8 protein-coding genes are annotated in these 13,287 nt (G+C 59.1%); 7 read left to right on the top strand and 1 reads right to left on the bottom strand.

Annotated features, from left to right (window positions below):
- Positions 1-88: 88 nt before the first annotated feature.
- From DW178_RS03500 to DW178_RS03480, 5 genes are all read left to right on the top strand, one after another.
- Positions 89-517, top strand: coding sequence for an arginine repressor (locus DW178_RS03500; protein WP_042436819.1), 429 nt, complete (start codon positions 89-91; stop codon positions 515-517).
- Between the two features lie 262 nt (positions 518-779).
- Positions 780-2,114, top strand: coding sequence for an argininosuccinate synthase (locus tag DW178_RS03495; protein ID WP_118349720.1), 1,335 nt, complete (start codon positions 780-782; stop codon positions 2,112-2,114).
- A 3-nt stretch (positions 2,115-2,117) separates the two neighbouring features.
- Entirely contained in the window at positions 2,118-3,506 is a 1,389-nt protein-coding gene (gene argH, locus DW178_RS03490) for an argininosuccinate lyase (protein ID WP_118349719.1), read from the top strand.
- Positions 3,507-3,652: 146 nt separating this feature from the next.
- Positions 3,653-5,944 (top strand): transglycosylase domain-containing protein, encoded by a 2,292-nt coding sequence (locus tag DW178_RS03485; protein ID WP_199669236.1) that lies wholly within the window; start codon positions 3,653-3,655, stop codon positions 5,942-5,944.
- A gap of 35 nt (positions 5,945-5,979) precedes the next feature.
- Complete coding sequence (locus tag DW178_RS03480) at positions 5,980-6,489, top strand: hypothetical protein (protein WP_118349718.1); 510 nt, start codon at positions 5,980-5,982, stop codon at positions 6,487-6,489.
- A 270-nt stretch (positions 6,490-6,759) separates the two neighbouring features.
- On the opposite strand, the gene DW178_RS03475 is transcribed toward DW178_RS03480, so the two are convergent.
- On the bottom strand, positions 6,760-8,961 hold the full coding sequence (locus DW178_RS03475; protein WP_118349717.1) for a penicillin-binding protein: 2,202 nt from the start codon (positions 8,959-8,961) through the stop codon (positions 6,760-6,762).
- 142 nt (positions 8,962-9,103) lie between these two features.
- Here DW178_RS03475 and DW178_RS03470 point away from each other — a divergent pair, with 142 nt between their 5' ends.
- Entirely contained in the window at positions 9,104-11,620 is a 2,517-nt protein-coding gene (locus DW178_RS03470) for a U32 family peptidase (RefSeq protein ID WP_118349716.1), read from the top strand.
- A 48-nt stretch (positions 11,621-11,668) separates the two neighbouring features.
- Complete coding sequence (gene tyrS / locus DW178_RS03465) at positions 11,669-12,880, top strand: tyrosine--tRNA ligase (RefSeq protein ID WP_118349715.1); 1,212 nt, start codon at positions 11,669-11,671, stop codon at positions 12,878-12,880.
- Positions 12,881-13,287 lie beyond the last annotated feature (407 nt).

Raw genomic sequence — 13,287 nt, 5'->3', positions numbered from 1 at the left:
ATGGCACTTACATTATTTTGCATATGCATCAGGAATCATTGGAGGAAATCGGGTACAATGCCCCACCTGGGGCGGGAAGTAACGAGGCATGAGGAAACGGCAACAAAGGCATGACGTGATTCGCGACATCATTCGCGATCGCAATGTCAAGACGCAGCGCGATCTTGCTAATCAGCTGCAGTCTGCCGGCTACGAGTGCACTCAGGCTACCATTTCCCGCGACATCATGGACATGGGCCTCGTGAAGTCTCGCGAGGGTTATTACGTCCTCCCCGAGGAAATGCGTCTTCAGCGCATGGTTTCCGAATTAGTTGAAGAGGTGCACGTCGCTGGTAATCTGGTTGTTGTGAAGACGTTCTCCGGCGGTGCTGCCGGCGTCTCCGCAGCCCTTGACAAAGCCAGTCTGCGTGGAGCGCTCGGCACCGTTGCCGGCGACAACACCATTATGATCGCAGCAGAAAGCCCCGAGGCTGCGGTGGAGGTCGAGCGAGCCATCGACCGTCTGCGACGACGATAATCGTCTAGTTTTTTACCGTTGCAAAGACGGTTATCTTTGCATATTCCACGTTGTATTTACAAGTTGTTACATCATTGCGTTGCGCACTATCTCTAGAAAAATGTGTACGTATAATTCCTAAGGGATTACTGTAGTTTCAGGATATTTCACTTGGGAAACTAATATGTAACCAGGCAGTACGGGGCATACCTGTATCTTGTGGCACTCGTGGACCCAAATCTCCTTGTTGCTAAACAAATCGCATTCGAAAGGGCCGATCATCATGGCAGAGCAGAAAGACAAAGTAGTACTCGCATATTCCGGTGGTCTTGATACATCTTGTTGCATAAAATGGTTGCAGGATGAAATGAATCTGGACGTGATCGCCGTGGTTGGCGATGTGGGGCAGGAGCACGATGGCCTTGAGAAAGTCAAGGAAAAGGCTTTGCGCGTCGGCGCGCTCGAGTGCATCGTGGTGGATATGCGCCAGATGTTTGCGCAGGAATACCTCACGAAGGCGCTTGCGGCTAACGCCATGTACGAGAACAAGTACCCGCTGGTGTCGGCGCTTTCCCGCCCCTTGATTTCGAAGCATCTTGTGGATGCTGCGCATAAGTTCGGTGCAAAGTATATCGCTCACGGTTGCACGGGCAAGGGCAATGACCAGGTGCGTTTCGAATCCAGCATCACCATGCTTGATCCGTCGCTGAAGATTTTGGCTCCGGTTCGCGAGTGGAATCTGCTTACGCGTCCCGATGAGATCGAGTGGGCTCAGGCTCATGGCGTGGAAGTCGGTGCTACGAAGGATTCCCCATACTCCATCGATGACAACCTGTGGGGCCGTGCAATCGAGTGCGGCGTACTGGAAGATCCTTGGATCGAGCCGCCTGCGGATATCTACACCATGACGACCGATCCCATGCAGGCGCCTGATCAGCCGGAATATGTTGAGCTCACCTTTGCCCGTGGAGTGCCCTATGCGATCAACGGCAACCAAAAGAGCTATCTGGGCATCATTTATGAGCTCAATGAAATCGCGGGCAAGCACGGTTACGGTCGTATCGACATGATCGAGAACCGTTTGGTGGGAGTCAAAAGCCGCGAGTGCTATGAAGCCCCTGCGGGACTGGCGCTGATCAAGGCGCATAAGGCGCTGGAGGATCTGGTTCTTGAGCGCGAGGTCCTGCATCATAAGCTTGCGTTGGAGCAAACCTGGGCGAATTGCGTTTATAACGGCCAATGGTTTTCGCCGCTGAAAGAGGCAATCGATGCATTCATGGCTTCTACGCAGCGCTGCCTGTACGGCACCATCCGCTTAAAGTTCTTCAAAGGCTCTTGCACGGTGGTCGGCCGCAAGTCCGCATACTCGCTCTACGATCAGGGCCTGGCAACGTACGACAAGGGGGATACCTTCAACCGCGACGCGGCCAAGGGCTTCATCGAGATCCAGACGCTGTCCACGAAAACCTGGGCCGTCAATCGTCGTCAGGAAGGCGCTCCTGCCGAGTTGTTCGATGCTCAAAACGAGAAGGGCCCCCTCAAGCGCGGCCGCTATGAGGACGTAACGCCGCTGTCCCGTCAGGAAGCTGCCGCTGAGGCTCACAAGGAAACGGAGTAACCTATGGCTCTCTGGTCGGGCAGATTCACGGAAAACGTTAGCGAGTTCACGCAACGCTTCGGCGCCTCGCTGCCTGTCGATAAGGCCTTGTACGTGCAGGATATCGCAGGGTCGAAGGCTCATGCGAAGATGCTGGCGAAGGTCGGCGTGATCTCGGAAGAGGACGCTCAGCAAATTGCTGCGGGGCTTGATCACGTCAAAGCCGATATCGAGTCAGGTGATTTCTCGTTCGATATCAACGACGAGGATATCCATATGTCAGTGGAAAAGGCGCTCACTGCTGAAATCGGCGATGCGGGAGCGCGTTTGCACACGGGCCGCAGCCGCAACGATCAGGTTGCAACGGATACGCGCCTGTATGCCAAGCAGCGTGCAACCGATCTGATGCGCGCCAATGTTGCGCTGCGTCATGCGCTCATAGGTCAGGCTGAGGCGAATTTCGGTGTTATCCTGCCTGGTTATACCCACTTGCAGCATGCGCAACCAGTTCTGTTCTCGCACCATATGCTTGCGTATGTCTGGATGCTTGCGCGCGATTATCGCCGTTTGCAGGCTGCACGAGATGCGGCCGACGCCTGTCCGCTGGGCGCAGCTGCGCTGGCTGGGACAACGTATCCGCTTGATCGGCAGATGACGGCAGGAGAATTGGGTTTCGCTTCGGTGATCCCGAACTCGCTCGATGCCGTGTCGGACCGCGATTTCCTGCTTGACTTGGATTACGCTTGCGCCGTTTCCTGCATGCATCTGTCGCGCCTGTGCGAGGAACTGGTGCTTTGGTCAACGTCCGAGTTCGGCTTCATCGAGTTGTCCGACGCGTTCTCCACGGGTTCGTCCATCATGCCTCAAAAGAAGAACCCCGATTTTGCCGAGCTGATTCGCGGCAAGACCGGTCGCGTGATCGGCAATTTGGTGTCGTTGCTGGTGACCATGAAGGCGCTTCCCCTTGCCTACAACAAGGACCTTCAGGAAGACAAGTACGGGGCAATCGATTCGGCGAAAACGTTGGAAGATTGCCTGCAATGCGCCGCGGGAATGATAGAAACCATGAGCATCAAGCCGGAGAACATGCTCAAGCAGGCGAAACTCGGTCATTTGGCGGCGACGGATGTGGCTGACTACTTGGCGAAGAAGGGCCTTCCGTTCCGTCATGCGCATGAAGTGGTGGGACATTTGGTGCTGCTGTGCGAGCAGCGCGGTTGCAATCTCGACGACCTGTCGTTCGACGACTTTAAGGCGGCAAGCCCGTTGTTCGAGGAGGACATTGTCAAGGCGCTCGATCTTCCCAGCATCGTGGCTGCTCGAACCACGGAAGGGGGAACGGGCGAAGCGGCTGTGGCCCAGCAGATGGAGAAAGCTAAAGCGGCGCTTGCCGAAGACGAGTCGCTGCTATAGCCGCAGCGCCTCGAAAAGCAAAAGGCGGCCAGGGGACGAACAGTCGATTCCCTGGCCGCCCTTGGCTTTTTTGCTACGAACTTGTGTGCTTTGAAAACCCTATTTCCCCCGATGGTACAATTACCCAAGTTTCTTGGAGGTGGTTCGTGGCTTCTCGTTCGATAAAGAACAGGCCGAGCATTAGGAAAAAGCGTCCTTTTGTCGGCCTGCTTGCATTTCTCAGTATCATCGCGGCTATTTGCCTGGCCGGTTGCATAGGCGTCGTCGTCTTAGGCGATTCCTGGATCGGCGACCTGAAAACCTATGATGTCTCGGAAGTATCCGAGCTGAATACGTCTGCGCCGACTACGGTGCTAGCATCCGATGAGAAGACGCAGCTTGCGCGCTTCCAGGTGGAAAACCGTGAGCCTGTGGAGCTGAGCGGCATCAGCAAGTACGTGATGCAGGGCACGGTGGCAACGGAGGACGAGCGATTCTACGATCATGGCGGCTTCGACTTGGTCGGCATTGCCCGTGCCGCGTTCGTCACGCTTACGGGGTCTGGTCGCGAAGGCGCTTCAACCATTACGCAGCAGTTCGTGCGCAACACGGTGCTCGCCGACGAGATGAACGATATCTCGCTTGAGCGCAAGGTCCGCGAGATGTACCTTTCCGTCAAAATCGAGGAGATGTATTCGAAAAACGACATCCTCCTCATGTACCTGAACACCGTGAATTACGGTTCGGGTGCTTATGGTATCCAGGCTGCTTCTCAGCGATATTTCTCGAAGGATGCAACTGATTTGACGCTGGCGGAAGCGGCGGCGCTTGTCGGCATCCCCCAATCGCCTACCTATAACAACCCCATCGATTATCCGGACAATTGCTATGCGCGCCGTAATCTGGTCCTCGATCGCATGCTGACGAACGGCTATATCACTCAGGAAGAGCACGATTCCGCAAAAGCTCAGGATCTTGTGCTCAATCCCTCCGTACCGTCTTCGGATGGCATCGAGAAGTACCCGTATTTCACCAGCTACGTCAAAAACGTGCTTTCCGACCAGTACTCCCAGCTCGATGTGTTCAAGGGCGGGTTGACCGTCGTCACCACCCTTGACGTCGATACCCAAGAGGCGGCAGAGGATGCCGTCCGCACGAAGGAAGAAGGCCTGAGCGATGCGATCAGCGGTTCGCTCGTGGCAATCGATCCTTCCACAGGTTTCATTCGCGCATTGGTCGGCGGCAAGGACTGGGATACGCAAAAGACCAACCTGGCAACCGGCGAGGGAACCAACGGCGGCCGTCCTTGCGGTTCGTCCTTCAAGACGTTCACGCTGATAGCGGCTTTGGAAGAGGGCATCGATCCGCAAACCATGGTGGATTGCTCGTCGCCTTCGGTGATCCCCGATACCGGATACGATAGCTCGAATCCGCTGCAGAACATCAACAACATCAACTACGGGACCCGCAGCATCGCGCGTGCTTTCGCCGTGTCGTCCAACACTGGCTTCGTGCGACTGCAAATGGCTTTGGGGACCCAAAAGGTCATCGATGCCGCGAAGAAGATGGGAATCACTTCCACGCTCAACGCCAACCCGTCGCTGACGCTCGGCCAGTCCAACGTCACTATGCTCGACATGGCGGATGCGTATGCCTGCATCGCCAATGGCGGCACGAAGTACGATGCTCAGCCCATCCTGAAGATCTACGACAAGAACAACAACCTAATCGTGGATAACAGCCATCCGTCGGGGACGCAGGTCATCTCCGCCGAAGTGGCCCACGCGGCAACCGAGGTCATGAAGGGCGTCGTGAACACCTCTGAAGGCACCGGCACGCTGGCCAAGCTCGATAACGGCCAGGAAGTGGCGGCGAAGACGGGCACTTCCAGCGAGTACCATGACATCACGTTCTGCGGTATCACGCCGCAGCTGTCCGTTGCCATCTGGTTCGGCGATCCGTCTAACCAGGAAACCATCCCCACCGACGTTAGCGCGGCGGATGTGTTCAAGAAGTTCATGACGGCGGCGCTGTACGACAAGCAAACCGAAACGTTCCCCCAGGCATCGAATCCCACGTACAAGGCGTTCTCGAATGCCACGTACCATATCGGGACGACGTCTTCCAGCCCGTCTTCTAGCAGCGCGAACTCCGCTGGAAATTCGAGCAATAACCAATACGGCAACTCCACCGGCTCGAGCAACAGCCAGTCCGACACAGCTAACGGAAGCGGCAACTCCAATAGCTACGGTACCGGCAACGCAAACGGGAACGCCTCAGGCGGTACGGGCTCTGGCAGCGGAGGCGAAACCGGCGGCGGAACGACCGGCGGTGCAACGGGAGGCGGCACCGGGTCGGCAACTGGAGGCACGACCGGTGGAGGTGGCACCGGGTCGGCAACCGGAGGGGGCACGGCTTCCGGGGGCGCGTCCGCCGGCGGCGGTGCGGCAACCCAATAAGATATGGTTCGGCAACAGGTAGAACAGGACCGGAAATGGCTCATACGATGATAAAACTGACGGCAACGGTTTGCGCTGCGGCGTTGAGCGTTGCCGTGTTAGGCGGCTGCATGCCCCAGCAGCAAACCTCTGCGGCTTCGCAGGCGCAGTCGGACAACCGTGCCTATATGACGCAGGTCAATCAAACCATGGAAACGCTGCAAACCCGTCTAAACGGTTTTTCGGATGCCGTGTCCCGTGGCGATGTGGTCACGATGCGCACCCAGGCGGACAACGCCTTCAAAGCGCTCGACGAGCTCGATAGCCAAGAGGCGCCCGATGCTCTCAAGGACGTGAAGCAGTGTTATGTCGACGGCAGCGAGCAGCTGGAGAATGCTTTGAACGCCTATATCGAGCTGTACACGGAAATCGACAGCGCAACGGATGCGCAGCCGTTCGATTGGTCTACGTACGACCAACGCATTGCCGATATTCAGGCTGCTTACAACAGCGGCCTCGAAAAGCTGCAGGAAGGCGACAAAACCGCCGCTGATCTTCCGCAATAAGGCTTTCTAAAAGAAGGAGCCGTCATCGAGTCTAATGCCGAGACGGTAAGATGAAAACGAAGACGATCCCTGCGATACCCTTTCGCGGGGATCGTCTTCGTTTTGGCGGCTTTTGGGCATTCCGGTATCTAGCGCTTCTCCGTCAAGCTGCCTTAGATAGCTCCTCGATTAATCGCCTTGTGTCGACTTTGCCAAGCTGCCTCTGCGACGGCGTTTCGTCGAAAGCAGCTGGCGCCGGCTTTGCCGCGTAACCAACGGCGATTCGATTTGCTAGTTGGTTTTCGGCCCCGTGGATAGCACGACCACCACCATGCCGTCGCTGGCAATATACTGCCTGATCACACTATCCTTCGGTACGGTGCTCGAGTATTCCGTCACCGAGCCGGTCTTCCAGTCTTTCAGCAGCCCTTTCGCCTCTTCAAGCGTTTTGCCCGTGGCGTCCGGCGGCGTTTTCGCGTTTGCCGCGCCGCTGGCCTGCGATGAGGTTGCGGTCTGCGAACCTGAGGTTATTGCCGTAGGCGTCTGCTTGTCGGAGGATTTTTCCTCCTCGGCGCCGAGTGCTGCTTTCTGCTTCTCGTTGAAGGCGTTGTTGTAGCTAGGGGCCTTCGTCTCGGGGAATTGCTCGACCGCCTTGCCGGTGCATGCGCGGTCCATGAAATCCTTCCACAAGGCGTTGCAGTTCAGCTGCGTGTCCGTGGCTATGCTGCCGGCAGGATTGCCGATCCAGGTTGCCACCGAAAGCGACGGGGTGTACCCGACTAGCCAATGGTCGGCGAAATCGGTCGAAGTGCCCGTTTTGCCCGCAACGGGCTGGCCGTTGTCGAGCTTCGCGGTTTGCGCCGTACCATCAGACGCTTCGAAGACCTGTCGAAGCACGTTGGTGGTCGCGCCGGCAACTTCTTCGCTTATCACGCGTTTCGAGGTGTCATCGGCCTTGTAGATGATGTTGCCGTCCTTGTCCTCGATTTCCGTGATCACAACCGGCTCACGCTTGGTGCCGCCGCTTGCAAGCGTTGCATAGGCGCTGGCCATATCGAGCGGAGTCACGCTGGCTACGCCTAATGTTGTGGTGTACACCGTGTTCATCGGCGATTCGACGCCCAGTCGTTCGGCCATCTCCGTCGTTGCGGCTTGCCCGATTTCCTCGGAAAGGCGCAAGTACCCCGTATTCGCGGAAACAGCGGTGGCGCTCTGGATGGTGCGCACCCCGTAATCGATGTTGTCGAAGTTCTCGAACGTCTGTTCCTTGCCGTCGACCTCCTTGGTCATAGGGGAGGAGCAGTCGATGCGCGTTTGAGGCGAGATCCCCTTTTCTATGGCTGCCGCAAGCGTGAACGCTTTGAACGTCGATCCCGCTTGACGGCCTCCGCCGCCCGTTCCCGTGGCGATGTTCACCTGGCTGATATCGTAGTCGCCACCGCCGACCATGGCTTCGACATAGCCTGTTGCGGGGTCGATGGCAACCAGGGATGCGTCGAGGTCTCCGCTCATGCGGGCTCGCTGCGCATCGCATGCCGCTTCCGCGTCGTCTTGCAAGGAGGGGTTCAAGGTGGTGCGGATGGTCAGCCCGCCTTCGAACAGGTTGGCATACGAGCATCCGAAGGGATTGTCCTCCTCCATAAGAAGGTTGCGCACATAGCTGGTGAAATATGGGTATGCGCAAATGCCGTCCTCCGGAACCTCCGGAGCGGGATCGAGGTTCAACGGCTCGGCTTGCGCGGCATCGCACTGTTCCTGGGTGATATCGCCAGCGGATAACATACGCTCAAGGACAAGGTTGCGGCGTTCCAGCGCTGCGTCGGGATACGTTTTCGGATTCAGGAACGTCGGCGACTGCGGAATGCCGGCCAAGGTGGCGGCTTGCGTAAGGGTCAAATCAACAGCGTCGGTTTGGAAATAGTTTTGTGCAGCTGCCTGTATGCCGTAGCAGCCATCGCCGTAGTTCACGGTGTTCAAGTACATCATAAGCAGCTCGTCTTTGCTGTACTGCTTCTCCAAATCCATGGCCAGCTGCGCCTCGCGCACCTTGCGTTCGATCGATATCTCGTTGGCCTCTTGCGTGAGCACCGTGTTGCGCACAAGCTGCTGCGTGATGGTGGATGCGCCTTCCAGGCTGCCTCCTGCAAGGTTGTTGACGAATGCGCGCGCAATGCCCGGAAGGTCAACCCCTCCATGCTGGTAAAAGCGTACGTCCTCGGTGTCCACCGTGGCTTGTTTCACGAGGTCGCTGACTTGGTCTGATTCAACGGGGTCGCGCTTTTCCAGTTGGAATTCCGCCAACACCGTGGAACCGTCGGCCGCGTACATGACCGATTCCCGTGCGTGGTTGGTGAAATCGGTGTCTTCGATGGGCGGAAGGTCGTCGCACCAGCCGTCCATTACCCGCAAGGCGCCCTTGACGCCCCAGTAGCCCGTGAAGCACAGGCATACGATGGTAACCAGCAAAAGCCAGGCGGCGGCATGGGTGCGCATTTCGCGCTGTTTTCGTCTGAGTTTCATTGTTCGATTATACTACCGTGGCTTTTTTCTTATGCTGTTGCAACTGGAATTAACAAGGCGGCTTCTGCCGCGTGAAACTTGCAGCTGTTTTCTCTGCTCAATGGGGGTTGGATATATGGATCAAGAAGTGGAGCTTTTGGCGCCGGCTGGCGGCATCGCGGCGTTCCATGCCGCCGTGCGCGGTGGCGCCGACGCGGTTTACCTGGGCCTTCAATCGTTCAATGCGCGCCGTGGCGCCGATAATTTCACCATTGATACGTTCGCCGACGCTTGCGCTTTCGCGCACCTGCGCGGCGTGAACGTGTACGTTACGCTGAACACGGCCATTCTGCCCGGCGAGGTCGATAGCGCCATGGAAACGGCGCGCCAGGCTTATCGCGCTGGCGCCGATGCGTTCATCGTGCAGGATATCGGCATCGCCTCCGAGCTTTCGCGAACGCTGCCGCAGGCACGCTTGCACATCTCCACGCAAATGAATACGCACAATGAGGCGGGTATGCGCGCCGCCGCTCAACTCGGCGCAGCGCGCGTGACGCTCGCGCGCGAGCTGTCTCTGCCCGAGATCGAGCATTTGGCGAAGGTCGGCGACCAGCTGGGCCTTGAAATCGAGACGTTCGCCCACGGCGCGTTGTGCGTGTGCTATTCAGGCCAGTGCTTCATGTCCTCGCTCATCGGCGGGCGCTCGGCCAATCGCGGGCTGTGCGCGCAAGCGTGCCGCCTGCCGTACGCATTGCATAATGTGGCGAAGAGCAAGCCGCTCCCGGCACCGGGCGACCACCTGCTGTCCCCGCAGGATCTGTGCAGCATCGATCTGCTTCCCGATCTGGTGCGCGCCGGCGTTGCGTCTCTCAAAATCGAAGGCCGCATGAAGTCGCCTGAGTACGTCTATGCCGTGACCAGCGCTTATCGCGCCGCACTCGACCGTGTTCTCGCGGCGCGCGACGCCGCGCGTGAAAGCGGCCTGCAGGATTGGACCGCTCCTGGAGGCACGGAGCAGGAGCATGCTCAGCTCGCCGAGGCGTTCTCCCGGGGCTTTACCACCGCATACCTGGAAGGCAAGCGCGGCAACGAGATCATGAGCTACGGCCGCCCGAACAACCGCGGCGTGTTCATCGGACGTGTGGCGTCTGTGAAGAACGGAAAAGCTGCCGTGGCATGTGAGCGCCCCATCGTTGCGGGCGACGTGCTCGAGTTTTGGACGAATAAGGGCCATTTCGCCTATACGGTCTCCCAGGTGGATACCGACCGTAACGGCAATCTGCTGCTTGCGCCCGAGCGCGCGGTGGGGAAGGGCGATCGCGTGTTCCGCGTGCGCAGCGCCGAGGCTGCGTTCGTCGATGATGACCGCCTGCCGCGTATCCAGGTGCAGGGTCGCGCGCGTCTGCGCATCGGGCAGCCCCTTCGCATTGAGTTTTGCCTGGCTGACAACTCCGCCGACCCGCGCGCGCTGCGCGGCGCCCGCAAGCGGTTTGCAGAGGGTGAGCTGCCCATCGGGGCTGCCGAGGGGCAGCAAATCGAGCCCGCACGCACCAAGGCCGTTAGTGAAGATGATGTCCGTGCCCATATCGATAGGTTGGGGCAGACTCCGTTTTCCCTGGTGAACCTTGATGTCGACATGGATGAGGGCGTGGGAATCGGCTTCTCGCAGCTGCACCATGTGCGCGCAGAGGCGCTCGACTCACTTGAGCAAGCGTTGCTCGAGGGCGCGTCCCAGCGCCCGCTGCCGCGCGTGGAGGCGGGAAGTCGAATGCTCCCGGCGCATGCCGGCGGCGTCCATATCGCGGTGCTGGCAACCAACCCGGCCTGCGCTCGGGCGGCAAAGCGCGCCGGCGCCGATGAGGTGTACGTTCCTGCGGTCAACCTGGCGCATGGCCAGGCCACCATCGCCGGCCAGCTCTCGGAAACCGCCGAACAGGCAAGCTATCCGAAGGCATGCGCCGTTGTGCTGCCCGTCGCCGACCACGACGACTGCGAGCTCACGCGCGAACATGCATGCGGCTTCGACGCCTGGCGCAGCGTTCACGCCGATCAGGCCGTCATGGCCGAAAGCCTCGGGCAGCTCGTTCGCGCTCACGAGGCGGGCGCCTGCGTTGAGGTGGGGCCGCACCTGCCCGTCACCAATGCGCTTGCCCTGCAAACCGCGGCGCGCCTTGGCGCGAAGCGGGTCTGGCTCTCGCCCGAGCTCAACCTGGCCCAAATCTCCGATTTGGCGAAGGAAAGCCCCGTCGAGCTCGGCCTTACCGTCATCGGACGTCAGGAGCTCATGACCACGGAGCACTGCATGCTCATGAGCCAGGGCCCCTGCGCTCAGGAGTGCGCAACGTGCGCGCGCCGCAAAAGCCCGCATTTCCTGAAGGATCGCAAGGGTTACGACTTCCCGGTGATGTCCGACCAGCTTGGCCGCAGCCATCTTTACAACAGCGTGCAGCTTGATGTGGCGCATGCCGTCCCCGATATCGTTCAGGCTGGCATCACCTGGCTTCTGGTGGACAGCACGCTCATGAACGTGCAGGAGACCACCCAGGCGGTGCAGCGCGTCGTGCGCGCCCGCAACGTGGCACATGCTCAGGGCACGGCGTTGCCGAAAGAGCCCGGTTGCACCAGCGGACATCTGTTCCGCGGCGTGCAGTAAGCCGCATGTGCTAGAATCCCGAAGATACGCGTTTAGAAAGAGGAAACCATGCTGTCCGCAGAAGAACAACTGCACATCATCGCATCGGGCGCTGCGCAAATCGTGCCCGAAAGCGGCCTGCTCGAAAAGCTCAAGCGCGGCAAGCCGCTCAACATCAAGCTTGGCGTCGACCCCACCAGCCCTGATCTGCATCTGGGTCATGCGGTTCCGCTACGCAAAATGCGTCAGTTCCAGGACCTGGGTCACAATGTCACGCTCATCATCGGCAACGGCACGGCGCTCATCGGCGACCCGTCGGGCAAGAACACCACCCGCCCGCAGCTCTCTCAGGAGCAGGTGCAGGCCAACGCCGAAACCTACGTCGCCCAGGCTATGAAGATCCTGGACCCCGAGAAAACGAGGATCGTCTACAACGCCGACTGGATTTTGTCGCTGAATCTCAAAGACCTCCTCGGCCTTATGAGCAAGTTCACCGTCGCCCGCATCCTCGAGCGCGACGACTTTACGAAGCGGTACCAGTCCCAAACGCCCATCGCCATGCATGAGTTCCTGTACCCCATCATGCAGGCATATGACTCGGTCATGGTGAAGGCGGACGTCGAAATGGGCGGCACCGACCAGCTGTTCAACCTTCTGGCCGGCCGCGACCTCATGGAGAAGATGGACATGGAGCCGCAGATCGCGCTCACCATGCCGCTGCTCGAGGGCACCGATGGCGTGCGCAAGATGTCGAAGAGCTACGGCAATTACGTTGGCCTCACCGACGATGCCAACGATATGTTCGGCAAGGTCATGTCCATTCCCGATGAGCTCATGATCAAGTACTATCGCCTGGCATCCACGTTGCCCGTCGCCGAAATCGATCAGCTCGAGGCCGATCTGAAGGCGGACAAGCTGCATCCCAACAAGGTCAAGCGCGCATTAGCCCGCAACATCGTCGCAGCCTATCATGATGAGGCTGCGGCCGAGCAGGCGGAAGCCGACTTCGACCTGAAGTTCAAGGACCACGGTTTCCCGGAGGACGCGCCCACGTTCCAGGCCGACCTCACCCCGGGCGAAGACGGCACCGTGTACTTCGCCAAGCTGCTGGTGAACGCCGGTGCGGCGCAAAGTGTTTCCGACGCACGACGCCTCATCGACGGCGGCGGAGTCAAGCTCAACGGCGAGGCGCTCGAGCCCAAGTCCTACAACCTGGAGCCCGCCCGCCTTGAAGGCGCGCAGATCCAGGTCGGCAAGAAGAAGTTCTTGCGCCTGGCTTAGCTGCAAAGCTAGAAGCCGTAACTATATATAGCGAATCGAACGGAGGGGGTCGAAGATCGGCCCCCTCCGCTTGCGTACAGGGATGAGATGCCCACGATGTGTCGCCTCATTATCCTGGCGAATGTACGGGGCACCCGCCTGGATCCGCCCCGCGTCGTCCAACGCTCTGCCCTCGGTAGTTGCGATTGCCGCTATGCCGAGCGGCGCATCCCGCCCAGGGCGCGCCCCGTCTATATACACGGAAAGGCGCAAAGCGCTCGAACCCCTCCAGGCTGCAAGGGGACCGCAACGCGCCCTCGAGCCCCCTCCAAACCCCATATGTGTGCAGAATGTGAAGATAGCGCCGAAGACAAAATAGTTCTGGACACGGCCCGGGGGCGCGCGTATTATTCAATCTTGCGCCAAGC

This window comes from Eggerthella sp. AM16-19 (assembly GCF_003474385.1).
Lineage (GTDB): Bacteria > Actinomycetota > Coriobacteriia > Coriobacteriales > Eggerthellaceae > Senegalimassilia.
This window is presented reverse-complemented; position numbering and strand designations above follow the sequence as displayed.